Raw genomic sequence first — 15,651 nt, forward strand, 5'->3', positions numbered from 1 at the left:
CCGGAGGACAGAGGGTGGCCGGCACGACCGGCCACCCTCGGCCGGGCGTGTCGGCGCCGGCCTACCCGGCGACGACCGTTGGTGTCCGGCGCGGCACATGGACGCCGGATCCCAGCCGGGCGGCTACCCGGGTCAGGGCCCGGTCACCGGGTCGGGCCGTGATGTGAAAGTGCGAGGAGGTCACCGGCGACAGGTCACCACCCCAGGCCACGGTGCCCTCGCAGTCGGCGAGAATGTCCCGCACGACCGCCTCCTGATGCGGCCACAGTGGCTCGCTACCGCCCAGTGGATAGGCGGTCGGGTGCAGGGCGATCGCGGTGCCGGAGAGATAGTTGGACTCGAAGGCGATGTGTTCCGCGCGGTCGGCAACGTAACCGGCGACGCCGCCGCCTTCGCCGGTGTCGACCGGGCCGATCTCGTAGTGCCAGCGGCGGGCGACGTGCAGCAGCACCACGGCGGTGGGGCCGTGACGCAACGCCACCGAGACGGTGGAACCCTCGATCCGGTGGACACCGATGGTGGCCGGATCGATCCGCCAGCCGGTTGCGGATACCTCGTGGATTCCGTTCCGCGCCTCGGCCGCACCGGTCGCGCGGGCGGCGCCAGTGGGCGTCAGGGCGAGCACACCGGTGCCGACAGCGCCGCCGAGCAGGATACGTCTGGTGATCATCTCGGGCTCCTCACTCACTGGCCAGCTACGAGCGCGGCGACACCCGGATCGGCTCCGTCCCGCCAGACGTCGTGGTCCAGCCCCCAGCCGGGCGCGAACTCGTACTCCCGGATCTGGTTGAACGACCAGTTCGCCGGCAGCGGGAAGCCGAGATTGCCGGAGTAGCCCCAGGACATCCCGGAAACCAGCGACCACCGGGCGCCGACCTCCTGCGAGACGCGGCTGCAGACGTTGCGCGAGCCGTAGACTCCGAACTGGTAGTGGCCGCCCAACTCGGCGAGCGCCGCCTTCACCCCTTGGAAGTACGGCTTGACTCCGCTGTCGATGTCGACGTCCAGAGCGTCGAAGTCGACGGCGAAGTAGATGCAGGTACCGGCGGGAATCCGGTGCGCTACGGCCTTTTGATGGGCGATCCGCCCCTGGTCGTACCCCTTCGGGTAGGTGAAGTTGACCAGCTGGGTGCCGTTGTACTGGAAGATCGGGAAGAACCGTAGCCCGGCGTCCAGGATGGTCTGCGGCTCGCCGGGCTTGAGTGCCTTGTCCAGAAAGTACGGGTCCGACGGTGGCAGATGCTCGTCGAGGTACCGCCCGACGATCCGGTAGCCGGCCGCGACGAGCTGTGCGCCACGGGCCGCGGTGATCTCGGTGATGCAGTCGCAGCCGGTGGCGGGCCGGCCGGTGTCGCCGCAGGAGACGAGCAGCTGGGCCCAGGTGGTGTAGTCGTTGGTGCCGCTCTCGGGGATCTGCGAGAAACGCTGGAAGGCGCGCAGCCACGCCAGGTGGGTGGCGGTCTCCACGTCGGTGTCGATGTCCTGCGGCTGGTACGCCAGCGGCAGCTGCGGGTCGCCCGGCAGCATGGTCGGTGAGTTGGCGTAGCAGGCCGACCGGAACAGGTGCCGCAGGTCGCCGGTGAGTGGGCCGGAGCCGACGCCACGCAGCCCGGCCTGGGTGCCCGGCCCGAAGTTGCCGTTGATCGAGCCCAGCGGGATGCCGACCTCGTACTGGATGGCCATCATCAGCCCTTGCTGCACGTCCCGGGAGTAGAACCCGTCGCAGGGCACCAGGCTCATCGCCGGGATGCCGACGCCGGCCACGTAGCGTGAGTTCAACCGCTGCTGGATGCCCCGGATGACGCTGTCACCCTGCGGCACCAGACGGAACTGGTCCATCCGCAGCATCGCCCGCGCGACGTGCGGCCACATCGCCCGACGGGCCGACAGACTGGCGTACGCGAGCCCGGCGTCGGTGTAGAGCTGACTGAACGAGCCCTCCGAATCGGTGGTCCAGACTCCTTGATCGGAGGCGGCCCAGTAGCCCTTGCACCACAGCGCGGCGTTGTAGATGCGGACCAGGTTGGTGTTGGTCTCCTCGGCCGGCAGCCGGTTGCGGGTGCGGACCGCGGCGAAAGTGCCGGGCCCGAAGTTCTGCACCGTCGGCGAGATACCGAGCTCGTACTGCAGCCCCTGGGTCAGCGACAGCACGGTCGGCCAGCCGGTGCGACCGTCCTCCGGGCAACTGAGGTATCCCGGCGCGCCGGCATAGGTGGCGTTGACCCACTGCTGGGCCGCGAGTACGTGGCTGTCCGCCAAGCTGGTCCGTGGCGTGCCGGAATCGACCATTTCAGACATCCCCCGTGTTGTCGTCCGATGGAGAGGACGATACGGCGCACCGACCGGGTTGTAAATTGTCTGTCGTCGATCAACATGTCGGCCGGACGTGAGCTGAGGGGAAGGTCCCCGGGTCCTGCTGCGGGTACCGTCCCAGCGTGCCCAGGACACGCCTCGACCTCGACCGGATTCACGCCGCACGCCGGGTGATCGACCCCGTGTTCCTCGATACGCCGATGTACCGGTGCGACGCGTTGGGACGCCGGCTCGGCTGGCGAGCCGTCAGCCGCACTCGGCGTCGCCGCCGTGCTCGAGGACCGCGACCGCTTTGCTGGGCGGCGCGTCGTGGCGGTCGTCTGCGGCGGCAACGTCGATCTGGGCGCCTATCACCGCTGGGTCTACCGGTGACCGACCCAGACCGGTCCGGGCATGGCGAGGCCCGGAGAGCTGTCCTGTCTCCGGGCCTCTGGGCTGCCGCCCATTTGCTGCCGTCAGCACATTTAAAAGGGACAGATCACTCTTCATGACGCCGGGTTTTGCCCTTAAACTACCGCGCCGCGTTGGAGGCGCGAGCTGGATTCGAACCAGCATCCAGCTGTCCCTGTCCGTCCCTTCTCGACCTGACGACCGGCGGCGAATGCTGAGCGTGGAGCGAGAGCCTGAATGTGTGGCGGCTGCCTCTGCCAGTTGGGCCACCCCGGTGTGGCTGGTGCCGGGGGCGGGACTCGAACCCGCACTGGGACCGCTTCGTCAGATTCGTCGTCAGCTTCAGCTTGGTGCTCCTCCGCCGTCAGCCGGCGCTAACCCGGCTGACGGCCACCCCCGGGGCTTCAGCCCGGGGGAGACTGTGATGCTACCCGGCAGCAGGTGTTCTGCGACTACCCGAACAGGTAGCCGAAGACCGCGTCGCCGATGCGCTGGTCGGTGACCTCGGCGCCGTTGGCCTCCTCGCGGGCGAACTTGACCGCGGTCTGCAGCGCAGCGATCCGGTCCAGCAACTCGTTGACCCGCCGGGCCGGCAGCGCACCGGAGAACTTCACCGTCGTCCAGTAGCCGACCGGTACGTCCTCGTAGTAGACCTCGACCTGCGCCGGGTGTTTGTCGGTCGCCTCGGCCTTGACATGGTTGCGGGGCACTTTCTTCGTCTTGACCGTACGCACCGGTTCGGTACGCCAGGAGTCGGTTGATTCGTCGCGGTTCCACGACTCGGCTGCGTCCAGCACGGGCAGTTTCTTGACGAAGGTGTGCAGGTCGACCAACTGTTTCTCCAAGAACAGCAGGTACGACACCGGCGCGGCGGTGACCAGGGTCCGGCCGTCAACCACCACGTCGGCGGTGGCCCGGGTGTTCGCCCAGTCCTTGGTGGCGGTCACGTCGAACAGCCGGGTCAGCGTCTTTGCCACGTCCCGCAGCACCTGCTCGGCGTGCACCTGCACCCGGGTCGACTCGGGCGGGAACTGTTCACCCTCCTCGTCCTTCGGCTGGTAGGTGCGGGAGATGCCGGACAACAGCGGCTGCTTCTGCACCACGTGGTGCGCCTCGGTCAACTCCGCGAAGGACTTGCTCTTGACGCCCTTCTCCACCGCGATGATCTGGTTCAGCTTGGTCACGGCGATCATGCTCGCAGACCATGTCAACCCGATCGACCGGATTTCACCCCGTCCGTCCAGGCCGGCTGAACCGATGATTGTATCGATCATCTTCACGTGCCAGAATTCGCCTCAGCCGCACCGGGAGCCAACGCGAGCGGCTCGTTCAGACCGAGGGGACAGCCGGGTGACCACCGTCCGGCGCCGGGCACTCCTCTCCAGCCCACCACGTCCACCGGCCTCGACCGTGCGGCCGCACCGTCCGCGGCGGATTCGGCCGGCAACCGGTCCAGGTCGACACTCCGGCCCGTGGTGGTAGCCCTGCGGATCTGTAGGAGAATGCGATGTCATCCGTCCCGAAACGCACCGTACACCGTAAATTGCTGGCCGTCGGTGGCGCTACCGCGCTGGTCGCCGCAGCCTTGATCATCCCGACCACCGCTGCCCACGCCGCAGTTGTCTGCAACGTCACCTACCAGGCCAACACCTGGAACGAAGGCTCCGGCGCCGGCGGATTCACCGCCAACATCACCATCAGCAATCGGCAGGATCCGGTCAACGGCTGGAGCCTGCGCTTCACCCTGCCGTCCGGTCAGACCCTGACTCAGGGCTGGTCGGCGAACTGGAGCGGCAGCTCTGGCGCGATTACCGCGACGAACGCCTCGTGGAACGGCAACCTGGGCACGGGGTCGTCCACCTCGATCGGCTTCAACGGGCGGTGGACCGGCAGCTACTCCAGCCCTACCGCGTTCACCCTGAACGGGGTGGCGTGCAACGGTGGCACCACGCCGACGACCGCCCCGCCCACCACGGCGCCGCCGACGACCGCCCCGCCTACCACCGCGCCGCCGCCGACGACGGCGCCCCCGACGTCTCCGCCGCCGGGTGGGCCGCGGGTGGACAACCCGTACGTGGGCGCGGATGTGTACGTGAACCCGATCTGGAGTGCGAACGCGGCGGCTGAGGCGGGTGGTAGCCGGATCGCGGACGAGCCGACGGGTGTGTGGCTGGACCGCACGAGCGCGATCTACGGCAACAACAGCCCGACGACGGGTGACATGGGTCTGGCCGACCATCTGGACGAGGCGGTGCGGCAGGACGCGGCGAACGGTAGCCGTCCGCTGGTCTTCCAGGTGGTGATCTACAACCTGCCGGGTCGCGACTGTGCGGCGTTGGCGTCCAACGGTGAGTTGGGTCCGACGGAGATTGGCGCGTACCGGACGGAGTACATCGATCCGATCGCGGAGATCGTGGGTCGGGCGGCGTACCGGAATCTGCGGATCGTGGCGGTGATCGAGATCGATTCGCTGCCGAACCTGATCACGAACGTGGGCAGCCGGCCGACGGCGACGCCTGAGTGTGACGTGATGCTGGCGAACGGCAACTACGTGACGGGTGTCGGTTACGCGATCTCGCAGCTGGGTGACGTGCCGAACGTGTACAACTACATCGACGCCGGGCACCACGGCTGGATCGGCTGGGAGGACAACTTCGGTCCGACGGCGCAGATCATCGCGCAGGCGGCGAACGCGTCGGGTGCGTCGCCGTCGGATGTGCACGGGTTCATCACGAACACGGCGAACTACTCGGCGTTGCGGGAGCCGTACATCACGGTGGACAGCAACACTCGCCAGTCGTCGTGGATCGACTGGAACAACTACAACGACGAGCTGTCGTTCGCGCAGGCGTTCCGGCAGCGGTTGGTGCAGGCTGGGTTCCCGTCGGGTGTCGGCATGCTGATCGACACGTCGCGTAACGGTTGGGGTGGTTCGGCGCGGCCGACCGGTCCGAGCAACGCCACCGATGTGGACACCCGCGTCGACGAGTCGCGGATCGACCGGCGGTTCCAGAAGGGCAACTGGTGCAACCAGTCGGGTGCCGGTCTGGGCGAGCGTCCGACCGCGGCGCCCGCTTCGGGTATCGACGCGTACGTGTGGATCAAGCCGCCGGGTGAGTCGGACGGGTCGAGCCGGGAGATCCCGAACGACGAGGGTAAGGGTTTCGACCGGATGTGTGACCCGACGTATACGGGTAACCCGCGGAACAACAACAACATGAGTGGTGCCCTGCCGAACGCGCCGGTTTCCGGGCACTGGTTCTCGGCTCAGTTCCAGGAGCTGATGGCGAACGCTTACCCGCCGCTGTGACCTGACCTGACCTGACGACCCGGGCGCCGGCCGCCGTCAGCACGACGGCGGCCGCGTCCGACCAAAGCCGAGCCCCGGCCCGCGACCGTTCCCGCCCTGACGGCGACCCCGACCTGCCCCGCCCGCACTGCCGCTGACAGGTCCGGTCGCTGGCGTGGCCCAGGCCAGCGAACTCGTCCTAGGACGCTTTACAGGTAGTGCGCCGGCTCACCCGGCCCGATCCCGCCCCACCGGTCGGACGGGCACGGGCACCGGCGCGGCGGCCGTTCGCGGGTACGCAGGAGCCGGGCGGCCCAGGCCGCCCGGCTCCTGGTCTCCCGCTACCTGCTGGTCAGGGCTGGCTACGCGGGCTGTCCGGGCCCAAAGTGTCGATGAACTCGTGCGGTCCGGTCACCTCGGACGCGGCGCGGGCCTGCTGCGCCCGGGCGGACATCTGCTCGGCCACGGTCCCGGCCGGCACTCCGGCCCGCCCGGCGGCGTCGACGACCTTGCCGTACGCCTGCTCGGCGAGGACCAGCGCACGCCGGTAGTCGTGCCGGGCGAGCGCGTGCTCCGCCGCACCGATCAACCGGTCGGCGGCACGCAGGTCACGGTGGGCCCGGCCGGGGTGCGGACCGTCCAACACCGACTCGGCGAGCCGGTTCGCCGCCTCGTTGTACGCGGCGGTCAGGAACCGGTCGCTGTTGTCCCGGTCGAACTGGCTGAAGTCCCAGTTCAGGTCGATGTAGCTCATCATCGAGTTGACCTGGTCGCCGGACCAGGCGAAGAAGAAGTCGTCCTCCGGGCCGTAGTCGACGCCGGTCTCGCTGTCGTAGCCGTCATGCGGATGACTCATTCCCAGGTGGTGTCCCACCTCGTGGATCAGCGTGGTGGTGAGCCCGTACCCGGCGTCGACGATCTCCGGGGAGACGAATGCGAAGACGTACGACTGCGTACCGTCGGTGTAGTCGTCGTCGGCGAAGCCCAGCGCCGGCACCGGGGTGCCGGCCGGCAACGCGTAGCTGAACACCGGCAGCTCGTAGTCGACCCGGTCCTGATCGTCGAGCACCCGGTCGAGTTCGAAACTGTTCTGCAGGTAGAAGTTGGCGAACGGCGGGTAGCCAAGCTCCGGGTAGCAGGACTCGTCGTCGATCATCACCGCGTAGTAGCAGCGCTCGGCGTCACCTTCGAACGGGAGGTTCTGTCCGTCGTAGTCCAGCACGTTGCGCCACCGCAGTTCCCGCAACTCCAGCTGCAGTAGCTCCTCGTCGATATAGCGGACGGACGCGTCGACGCCCTCCCAGCCCTCGTAGACGTTGCTGTCGATGTTGATCGACTTCGGCGGTTCGGCGCTCGGCAGCTCCGCCGGATAGAGCGGCGACGTGGTGAACAGCAGGTTGATCGCCACGTAGCGGGTAGTCAGGGCGAGGTCGCCGGTGAGCGCGTCGGGGGAGCGGTAGCCGTCGGCGGCGTACTCCCAGACCGGCGGCATCCGGTAGTCCTCGACGCCGTTGCCGTCGAGGTCGGGATCATCGACGTTCCAGTTCTCGGTCCACGATTCCGGCCCGGCCGACAGGTCGTGGAACCACACCCGCCGGGTGGAACCGAGGCCGTTCTCCTCGTCGTCGGCGGTGGTACCGCCCCACGCGGAGATCTTCCGGCTGTCCCGTTCGGCGCCGAAGTTGTGCCCGGTGTCCGGGTCAGGTTCATCGGTCTTGGTGTAGACGTGGAACTTGAAGTCCGACCGGCCGAACCAGTTGATGAAGAAGATGGTGTTGCGTCGGGTGTCGACGCCGGCCGGTGGGTTGAGGGCCAACCACCGCTCCACGCTCGGCGCGTCGATGTGGTGGTTGTCGGTGATGGTGGCGACGTTGCCCTGCTGCTCGTTGTAGAGCTCCTGGTAGACGGTGAGCGGCGCGGGCGTGGCCAGCCGCTCCAGCTCGGCGAAGAACCGGTCCTCGTACCGCTTGTTCGCGTACCGGACGCGGTAGTCGTAGGTGTAGGTCAGACCGAGCTTCTCGACCTGGTCGTACCACAGCCGGGAGCGGACCACCGGCTCGTAGCGCTGCGGCAGTTCATCGAGGTACGCCGACCGGTCCACCTGCGTCCGGCTGTAGCCGAGGAAGACCACATTGACCGGGACCTTCTCGGTGAGCGCCGGCGCTCCGCCCGGATTGAGGTGCGCGAAGTGCGGCGGTGCCGCCTGACTGGCGGGTGCCGCCGCGACGATCATCAGCAGTGCCGCTGCCGCCGCTATCAGGGTTGCCGCTGCGGACCTCGTCGTTGTCCTTGTCGACATCCAGTTTCCCTCCGTTGACGACAGGTGGCCGCCGGTCCGGCCGTCCACCCGTGGCAGGGGCGGTCGCCCTCCGCTGTGGACACGGTGCCATTGATCATCGGCGCTGTAAATCCGCCGCCGGTAAAACCTGGCGGACCCGCCGGGGGTGTGTGCCCAGTCGGTTGAACCGGGTATCTGTCCGAGCCGTATCCCGGGTTGACGGCGGGTGGTCCGCCGAGCACGGCGATTCGGGAGGCCACGTGGGGGAGCGGGAGCTGGGGCTGCGGCGGGTCACGATGATCACCGGCGGGCTGGCCGTGGCGAGCATCGCCGGCACGCTCGGCGTCGCCGTGGTGGCGCACGCCGATCACACGGCGGACCAGGAGGGGAACGCTCCGGCGGGTAGCGTGCAGGGCGAAACTGCGCCGCAGCCGGCCGGTGCCGACGGGCAACCCGATCCGGGTGAGGCGGGTACCGATCCGGCGGCGACGGCCGGCGACGGACAACCTGCCCCGGACGGCGCGACCGAACCGGACCAGCCGGTCGACCGGGCCCCGCCGACGGCCGAGTTTCCGCCGGTGACCGGCGGTGGTGGCCAACCCGGCCAGGCCACCTCCGGCGGGTCGTGAGGCGATGCCGCTGCTGGAAACCCTCCCGGTCGGGCCAGACTGTGCACAGTGGCAGGTGTGGGGAACCCTCGCCAGGGTGGTGGTGAGCGACCCTGCGGCGGTGCCGGCGGCCCGAACGATCGTCGAGGACGTGCTGGCCGCCGTCGACGCCGCCTGCAGCCGGTTCCGCGCCGACTCCGAACTGGTCCGGGCATGCCGCAGCGGAGGAACGCCGGTGCGGATCAGCCCGCTGCTCGCCGGCCTGGTGTCGGTGGCGCTGCGGGCGGCCCGCGAGACCGACGGCGACGTCGACCCGACCGTCGGGTCGGCGCTGTGCCGGCTGGGCTACGACGAAGATCTGCGCTGGGTGACCCTGCACGGACGGCCCGCCGTGCCGCAGACCGTCCCGCCGGCCGCGGACTGGCGTCAGATCCGGCTTGACGGGACCGATCTGGCCGTACCGGACGGGGTGCAACTGGACCTGGGCGCGACCGCGAAGGCCTGGGCGGCCGACCGCTGTGCCCGGGACGTCGCGCGCCGGTGCCGGGTCGGTGTGCTGGTCGCCCTCGGCGGCGACATCGCCACCGCAGGGTCGGCCCCGGAGGGACGCTGGCGGATCCGGGTGCAGGACCGTCCATCGGATCCGGTGTGCGTGATCGGTCTGCCGGCCGGCGGCGCGGTGGCCACCTCGAGCACGGTGAGCCGGCAGTGGACCGCCGGAGACGCAACGATGCACCACATCGTCGACCCCCGCACCGGTACGCCGGCGGGCCGGGTGTGGCGCAGCGTCTCCGTGGCGGCGTACAGCTGCCTGCGGGCGAACACGTTGAGCACCGCAGCGCTGGTGCGGGGTGCGACCGCCGATCGGTGGCTGGCAGGTCTCGGCGCGCCGGCCCGGCTGGTGGCTGTGGACGGCACGGTGCGGACCGTCGGAGGCTGGTCCGCGGAGGAGGAGACACAGTGACGGAGGCAGGGTGGTTCGTCGCGCGCGGCACCGGGGTGACGGCGCTCGTCCTGTTGTCGGCGGTCGTGGTGCTGGGGGTGGGCAGCAGGTCGGGCCGACCGGTGTTCGGCCTGCCCCGGTTCGCAGTGAGCCTGGTCCACCGCAATGCGGCGCTGCTGGCGGTCGGGCTGCTGACGGTCCACGTGGTCACGTTGCTTTTCGATCCGTACGCCAAGCTCCGGGTGTACGACCTGTTCGTGCCGTTCGGCGCCGAGTACCGGCCGCTGTACATGGGGCTGGGCACGCTCGCCGGTGACGTGATGCTGGTGCTGGTGGTGACCAGTCTGCTGCGTCGGCGGATCGGCGTGCGGTTGTGGCGGGCGCTGCACTGGCTGGCGTACGCCGCCTGGCCGGCGGCGCTCGGCCACTCGGTCGGAACCGGCACGGACAGCGGCCAGACCTGGATGGTGGCGGTCAACGCCGGGTGTCTGGCGGCCGTGCTGGGCGCGCTCGGTTGGCGTCTGCTGCTGTGGGTGCGGCCCCGGTCGCGGCGGCGGGCCACCGACGACGCTCCCCGACCCGGGGGGCAGGCCCCCGGGGGATCGCACCGGCGGTCGGGACTGACGACCGACGAGGCAGCCGTCCGTCCGCCGACCGACTGGCTGCACGCCGACCCGCCGGGCGACCGCGCGTCTGCCGGCTACCGACCTGCCGTTCCCGTCGGCTACCGACCTGCCGGTCCTGCCGGCTACCAACCTGCCGAGTATCAGCCGACCGGGCCGATGTGGGACCGTCCGCCTGCGGTAGTAGGTCAGGCAGAGCACCCGGTCGATTCCTACGTCGGCGGCCGGGCCGCCGCCTCCGTACCGTCCAGCCTGCTGGACATGTACCGCAAGCCGGGATCGGTCTTCCAGCCGGCGGACCCGCCGGGCTGGCTGCCCGACGCTGGCGCCGACGGCGACCTCGTCGCCCGGCGACCGCCCGAAGCCGGTGCCATCCCGCCGTACGGTGACTCCGAGGGCTATCGGATTGCGGGCCAGCGTTCCGGCACTCAGGGCGGGGTGAGAGCCCGCGCTGGGAGGGCCGTCAGGCCCGAGTAGTGCGCGAGGAGACGCCCTTCTCGAAGTCGCGGCACCTGGCCCATGATCGCCTCCATGCGGGCCAGGTGCCGATCGCCGAACACCTCGTGCCGAAACTTCGTCACGAAGACCAGAACGGACATGCATCGCGAGAACTCAATGTCTGCCGGTACGGACGCCTTCGTGTTCAGCCATAGACCAACACGGTACGGTGTATCTCGTGCAGCTCCGTCCTTCAGCTTCAGGGCGGACAGGATGCCAGCGTGGAGCTGCTCCACACACGGCCTTCACCGGGTGGCGCCGTTAGGAGTGACGACAGGTGAACGATCCGCACGGTGCACGGTTGCAGATCGACTGGGCTCGCTGTGACGGTCGGGGTCTCTGCATCGAGCTGCTGCCCGAGCTGCTGACCCGTGACGACTGGGGCTTTCCGATTTCCCGGGACGGCAGCCGGGAGCCGGCGGTGCCTGCGGAGCTGCGCCGGCACGCCGACCGTGCCGTGGCGAACTGTCCGGAGCTCGCGTTGCGGTTGACCTCCGCCCAGCCGGCGCGTCGGCGACGCTGACCGCGTGCCGCTGTCGCCGAGCTGACCCACACGTACCGCCGCCGTCCACCCCTGGCTGACGGGCGTCTAGCATGGGCAGGTCCCGCCGGTCGCGGCGTGGCGAGGAAGCCAAGGACACGATCCATGACCAACGACGACGACGTCCGGGAGCCCTGGCTGCGCCCGGTTCTCAGCCTCGCGGAACACGCTGCGGGCGTTCGGCGCGGCGAGCTGTTCGACCGTGCCGGCTGTGTCATCGTGCCGGGCCGGCGGCTCGGGCAGCTGGTGGGTGGACGTCCACCGGGTGTCACCACCCGGCAGTGGAGTGTGGCCACTCGGGCGCGGTTCGATCTCGTGGTCTGTGGTGCCGACGACTACCGTCCGGTCTTCGTGGCCGACTTCGTCGACCCCGCCGACCGGACCGCCGAGCAGCGTCGCGACGAACGAATGACCGATGCCGTGTGCGAGGCGGTGGGCTTGGCGGTGCTCCGGGTCGAGTCGGCGGCGCTGAGGGCGACCGGTCCGGGCCGGCGGGTGGTGGAGTACGTGCTCGACGCACGGACGTTCCAGCAGAGCACGGCCGGGTTGCGGCCCGGTGAGATCGTTGGGGACATCAGCTACCGGGACATCGTCGGCCGGCTGCCGGACGGTCGGACCGGCCAGGTCAACGATCTGGGTGCGGTGGCACGCGTCCGGGCAGTGGAGGCCTTCGTCAGCCGGCAGCTGTCCGATCCGCTCCTGCGTAGCCTGCATGTCGAGTGGAAGGACGGGGGCGCGGAGGGCTGGGCCTGGCTGACTGCCGGCGAGGGTGGGTTGCTGTTCGAAAGGGTACGGATCTGGCCGCACCGGCTGCACTGCGGGATAGCGCCCGGACGATTCGCTGAAGACCTGGCGGCGGCGGCCGTGGGGGAGCGGTTGACCATCCTGGAGCTCGGTGAGCCGCAGTTACGCAAGCGCCACGAGCTGGCCGGCGAGTTGCATGCCTTGCTGTCACGCCGTGCCGAGATGAGTGGTGAGTTCGCGTTCGATCATGTGTCGTTCGACTGATCGCGTGCCTCCCAGCCATCCGACCAGGAGGGCGGTGGCGCCGGCGGATGTCCGCCCTGCCGCCGGACGAAATCGTCCGGCGCCGCCGCCGGCGCCGATAACCTAGCTGCCCGAGTGACGCGTGGGCACCTCTGCCGGGAATGTACCCGACGGGTGGTCAGCCCTTGTGGTAGGCGGCGATCACGTTTGCCGGGATGCGACCGCGTTCGGAGACCGGGTAGCCGTTCCTGGCCGCCCATTCGCGGATGGCGCGGTTCTGCTCGCGGTCGGAGCGGGCCGGCGCGGCCGAGAAGCTCCCGCGACCCCCTCGACCGCCAGCGCTGCTGCGGCTCACCCGGGTGCCGGCGGCGATGTACGTGTCTAGGGCTTTGCGCAGCTTGCCGGCGTTCTTCTCGGACAGATCTATGGTGTAAGTGACACCGTCCAGCGAGAACTCGACCGTCCGGTCGGCCTCGCTGCCGTCGAGGTCGTCGGTCAGCAGAGTAATGACTTTCTTGGCCACAGATGCTCACTCCTCGGGATACGGCCGTGTTCGGAATTGAGTCTGACGCATTGGCCATCGATTCCGCAACACTTCGGCCATTGTCAGTGGTCAGGCGGCCGGCGTTCGCTGGTCCGGATCTCGTTCCGGACACCATTTGGCGCTGGCCAGGGGGCGGTCGGTCGAGGAAAACCGGCATCCGGGTGCGGCGGTCAATGCTTGTCCCGGGCGGGGGTCACTGATCATCCGGTCTGCGGGCACTGGCCGGCCACAGCCACGTGGGATGGCCCACAATCCATTACCGAACCGGCGGCGGCTCTCTAGGATTGAGGAGCAGTGACGATCGCCTGGTTCAGGCGACGACCGCAGGAGCGGTGAGCGTCCGGTTCGGACGCTCGGTAGCTGCCGTTTGATGGACGTGGGTGCCGGCTGCGGTGATCACCGCAGCCGGCGCTCATGTGCATTCCCTGCCGTCGAAGTGCGCGGGCAGCGGTCGGCCCCGCCGAGTGAATTCAGCGGGGCCGTGACGGTCGACCGACTCGGGGTGGGTCAGCGGAGCCAGGCGTTGCGCCGTACCAGCGGCAGGTTCCGCCACCAGTTGGCCAGGCCGTACCGGAGGCCAGCGCCGGTCGTGGCCAGGCCGAGCAGCACCAGGGCGTAGACCAGGTGGTCGTCCAGGAACGGGTTGGTGGCGATCGGCAGCGACGCCAGCCACATAAGGGCCAGCAACAACGAGCCGGATGCTGCGGCGACCCACATTCCGACGCCCAGGATCAGCGCCACGCCGATGCCGAGCAGGCCGACCATGAACAACCAGTCGGCCCAGGCCTGACCGGCCATGCCGCTGAAGAACTCGCTGAACGGGCCCTCCACGTTGCTGAGGTACCCGGTGGTCGGGGATCCGCCGTTGATCCAGGCGCGCTCGCTGGGGGTCGCCTTGCCGAGGCCGGCGAGCTTGTCGAGGAAAGCCCAGAGAAAGACGAATCCGAGGGCCAGTCTGGTCACTGCCCAGACCACCTCGCCGAACCGGGCCTCGGCGGGCGTGGTGGCGAATCCTCTGTCGGTCGTGGCTGGTGCCGGGTGTGTGGTGCGTGCCATCTCGATCCCCTCCCTGTCGTTGATCGGTGTCGGTGTCCGGCGCTCTCTCCGACACATCGATTGTCAGGGGATTTCCCGGCAGGGCGGCAGGGCCGGAAGTCCCGCCGGCCGGTGCCGGAGGTCGGCCTGTCCGGCGGCTGTCCGGCGGGGCTATCCGACAGCGGCCGACCGGCGTGAGTGATCCCGGGCGTGTTCGAGTAGCTTCACCAGGACTTCCTTGCCGGACTGCCGGTGCCGGGCGTCGCAGAGCACCACCGGCACCTCCGGATCGAGGTTCAGCGCCAACTGGACCTCGCCGAGCGCGTACTGCCGGGCACCGTCGAAGCAGTTGACCGCGACGATGAACGGGGTGCCCCGCTGCTCGAAGTAGTCGATGGACGGGAAACAGTCGGCCAGCCGCCGGGTGTCAGCGAGAACCACCGCACCGAGCGCGCCCATCGCGAGTTCGTCCCAGACGAAGAGGAATCGCTCCTGGCCGGGGGTGCCGAACAGGTAGAGCACCAGATCTTCGCTGATGGTGATTCGGCCGAAGTCCATCGCCACCGTGGTGGTGGACTTCTCCTCCACGCCGGAGACGTCGTCCACCGCGACCCCGACCTCGGTGAGCAGTTCCTCGGTGCGCAGTGGCCGGGTTTCGCTGACTGAGCCGACCAGGGTCGTCTTGCCCACCCCGAAACCGCCGGCGATGAGCACCTTCACCGCGGTCGGTGCGATCGGCCTGGTGCCGGCCGGATCAGAGCGCTCGTAGTCCATTGATAACCGCCTCGAATACGCTGTCGTCAGTCGGGTTCGACGCCGAACGGGGTTCCTGTACCTCGACCAGTGCGTGTTCGAGCAGGTCGCCGAGGAGGACCCGGACGGTGCCGAGGGGCAGATCCAGGTAGGCCGCGACTTCGGCCACCGACAGCGGCTCGCGGCAGCGGTCCAGGATCGACAGGTGCTCCGGGCCGAGACCGGCTTCCGTGGGTGGGGTCCGTGGCCTGGCCAGCACCAACGAGATGAGGTCGAACCGGCCGCGGCGTGGCCGGGTGCGTCCGCCGGTCATGGCGTACGGACGGACCACCGGCCCGGCGTGGTCGTCGATCCACCGGTCCTCACCGGATTCGTCGGACTGGCTCATCGTCGCCGGGTCACTTCTCTGTGTGGTTCTCGGCCGGGCGGCTGCGGGAGGCCAGGTACTTGCCGGCCCTGGTCACCAGCATCGCCATCTCGTAGGCGATCAGCCCCACGTCGGTCTCCTCGCTGGCCAGTACGGCGAGGCAGGCACCGTGCCCGGCCGCCGTGACGAACAGGAACGAGGACTCCATCTCAATGATGGTCTGTCGTACCGGCCCACCGCGGAACCGTTTGCCGGCCCCGCGGGCGAGGCTCTGAATTCCGGCGGCCAGCGCCGCGAGGTGCTCGCCGTCGTCGCGTCCCAGGCCGGCCGAGGAGGCCATCAACAGGCCGTCCACGGAAAGCACGATCGCATGCTCGGCCTGCTTGACCCGACCGACCAGATCGTCGAGCAACCAGGTGAGGTCCGCGATCGAAGCGGTCTGCTGCATCAGTGGTTCTCCTGTTCGTGCCAGCCCTAGCGCT

15 protein-coding genes are annotated in these 15,651 nt (G+C 69.3%); 6 read left to right on the plus strand and 9 right to left on the minus strand.

Annotated features, from left to right (window positions below):
- Positions 1-61: 61 nt before the first annotated feature.
- The 3 genes from O7553_RS08755 to O7553_RS08765 all read right to left on the minus strand — a co-directional run bounded on the left by O7553_RS08755 (position 62) and on the right by O7553_RS08765 (position 3,887).
- Positions 62-670, minus strand: coding sequence for a hypothetical protein (locus O7553_RS08755; RefSeq protein ID WP_281554315.1), 609 nt, complete (start codon positions 668-670; stop codon positions 62-64).
- Positions 671-684: 14 nt separating this feature from the next.
- A complete protein-coding gene (locus tag O7553_RS08760; RefSeq protein ID WP_281554316.1) occupies positions 685-2,289 on the minus strand; it encodes a glycoside hydrolase domain-containing protein in 1,605 nt (534 codons plus the stop codon).
- 866 nt (positions 2,290-3,155) lie between these two features.
- Positions 3,156-3,887 carry a hypothetical protein gene (locus O7553_RS08765; RefSeq protein ID WP_281554317.1) on the minus strand — a complete coding sequence of 244 codons (732 nt, stop codon included), beginning with the start codon at positions 3,885-3,887 and terminating at the stop codon, positions 3,156-3,158.
- A 323-nt stretch (positions 3,888-4,210) separates the two neighbouring features.
- Here O7553_RS08765 and O7553_RS08770 point away from each other — a divergent pair, with 323 nt between their 5' ends.
- Positions 4,211-6,013 (plus strand): glycoside hydrolase family 6 protein, encoded by a 1,803-nt coding sequence (locus tag O7553_RS08770; RefSeq protein WP_281554318.1) that lies wholly within the window; start codon positions 4,211-4,213, stop codon positions 6,011-6,013.
- A 331-nt stretch (positions 6,014-6,344) separates the two neighbouring features.
- Here the strand turns inward: O7553_RS08770 and O7553_RS08775 are convergent, their stop codons facing one another.
- Positions 6,345-8,291 (minus strand): hypothetical protein, encoded by a 1,947-nt coding sequence (locus O7553_RS08775; RefSeq protein ID WP_281554319.1) that lies wholly within the window; start codon positions 8,289-8,291, stop codon positions 6,345-6,347.
- Positions 8,292-8,530: 239 nt separating this feature from the next.
- Here O7553_RS08775 and O7553_RS08780 point away from each other — a divergent pair, with 239 nt between their 5' ends.
- From O7553_RS08780 to O7553_RS08800, 5 genes are all read left to right on the plus strand, one after another.
- Positions 8,531-8,899, plus strand: a complete 369-nt coding sequence (locus O7553_RS08780; protein WP_281554320.1) for a hypothetical protein — start codon at positions 8,531-8,533, stop codon at positions 8,897-8,899.
- Positions 8,900-8,903: 4 nt separating this feature from the next.
- The gene (locus O7553_RS08785; protein ID WP_281554321.1) at positions 8,904-9,842 is read left to right on the plus strand and encodes an FAD:protein FMN transferase; all 939 of its coding nucleotides are present in this window, start codon (positions 8,904-8,906) and stop codon (positions 9,840-9,842) included.
- On the plus strand, positions 9,839-10,921 hold the full coding sequence (locus tag O7553_RS08790) for a ferric reductase-like transmembrane domain-containing protein (RefSeq protein ID WP_281554322.1): 1,083 nt from the start codon (positions 9,839-9,841) through the stop codon (positions 10,919-10,921). The genes O7553_RS08785 and O7553_RS08790 overlap by 4 nt, the downstream gene beginning before the upstream one ends.
- Before the next feature lie 298 nt (positions 10,922-11,219).
- On the plus strand, positions 11,220-11,465 hold the full coding sequence (locus O7553_RS08795; protein ID WP_278168406.1) for a ferredoxin: 246 nt from the start codon (positions 11,220-11,222) through the stop codon (positions 11,463-11,465).
- Positions 11,466-11,588: 123 nt separating this feature from the next.
- Positions 11,589-12,491, plus strand: coding sequence for a DUF2726 domain-containing protein (locus O7553_RS08800; protein ID WP_281554323.1), 903 nt, complete (start codon positions 11,589-11,591; stop codon positions 12,489-12,491).
- Positions 12,492-12,648: 157 nt separating this feature from the next.
- On the opposite strand, the gene O7553_RS08805 is transcribed toward O7553_RS08800, so the two are convergent.
- The 5 genes from O7553_RS08805 to O7553_RS08825 all read right to left on the minus strand — a co-directional run bounded on the left by O7553_RS08805 (position 12,649) and on the right by O7553_RS08825 (position 15,617).
- A complete protein-coding gene (locus tag O7553_RS08805) occupies positions 12,649-12,993 on the minus strand; it encodes an Lsr2 family protein (RefSeq protein WP_281554324.1) in 345 nt (114 codons plus the stop codon).
- A 528-nt stretch (positions 12,994-13,521) separates the two neighbouring features.
- Positions 13,522-14,070 (minus strand): DoxX family membrane protein, encoded by a 549-nt coding sequence (locus O7553_RS08810; RefSeq protein WP_281554325.1) that lies wholly within the window; start codon positions 14,068-14,070, stop codon positions 13,522-13,524.
- 150 nt (positions 14,071-14,220) lie between these two features.
- Complete coding sequence (locus O7553_RS08815) at positions 14,221-14,823, minus strand: ATP/GTP-binding protein (protein ID WP_281554326.1); 603 nt, start codon at positions 14,821-14,823, stop codon at positions 14,221-14,223.
- Entirely contained in the window at positions 14,804-15,190 is a 387-nt protein-coding gene (locus O7553_RS08820) for a DUF742 domain-containing protein (protein WP_281554327.1), read from the minus strand. The genes O7553_RS08815 and O7553_RS08820 overlap by 20 nt, the downstream gene beginning before the upstream one ends.
- A gap of 10 nt (positions 15,191-15,200) precedes the next feature.
- On the minus strand, positions 15,201-15,617 hold the full coding sequence (locus O7553_RS08825; RefSeq protein ID WP_281554328.1) for a roadblock/LC7 domain-containing protein: 417 nt from the start codon (positions 15,615-15,617) through the stop codon (positions 15,201-15,203).
- Positions 15,618-15,651 lie beyond the last annotated feature (34 nt).

Origin of the sequence: Solwaraspora sp. WMMA2059, from assembly GCF_027497315.1 — a bacterium.
Classification (GTDB): Bacteria; Actinomycetota; Actinomycetes; order Mycobacteriales; family Micromonosporaceae; genus Micromonospora_E.

Coding starts and splice junctions, on each gene's coding strand:
- O7553_RS08770 (WP_281554318.1), top strand. CDS start 4,211: ATGTCATCCGTCCCGAAACGCACCGTACACCGTAAATTGCTGGCCGTC.
- O7553_RS08785 (WP_281554321.1), top strand. CDS start 8,904: ATGCCGCTGCTGGAAACCCTCCCGGTCGGGCCAGACTGTGCACAGTGG.
- O7553_RS08820 (WP_281554327.1), bottom strand. CDS start 15,190: ATGAGCCAGTCCGACGAATCCGGTGAGGACCGGTGGATCGACGACCAC.
- O7553_RS08775 (WP_281554319.1), bottom strand. CDS start 8,291: ATGTCGACAAGGACAACGACGAGGTCCGCAGCGGCAACCCTGATAGCG.
- O7553_RS08825 (WP_281554328.1), bottom strand. CDS start 15,617: ATGCAGCAGACCGCTTCGATCGCGGACCTCACCTGGTTGCTCGACGAT.
- O7553_RS08760 (WP_281554316.1), bottom strand. CDS start 2,289: ATGGTCGATTCCGGCACGCCACGGACCAGCTTGGCGGACAGCCACGTA.
- O7553_RS08755 (WP_281554315.1), bottom strand. CDS start 670: ATGATCACCAGACGTATCCTGCTCGGCGGCGCTGTCGGCACCGGTGTG.
- O7553_RS08800 (WP_281554323.1), top strand. CDS start 11,589: ATGACCAACGACGACGACGTCCGGGAGCCCTGGCTGCGCCCGGTTCTC.
- O7553_RS08815 (WP_281554326.1), bottom strand. CDS start 14,823: ATGGACTACGAGCGCTCTGATCCGGCCGGCACCAGGCCGATCGCACCG.
- O7553_RS08810 (WP_281554325.1), bottom strand. CDS start 14,070: ATGGCACGCACCACACACCCGGCACCAGCCACGACCGACAGAGGATTC.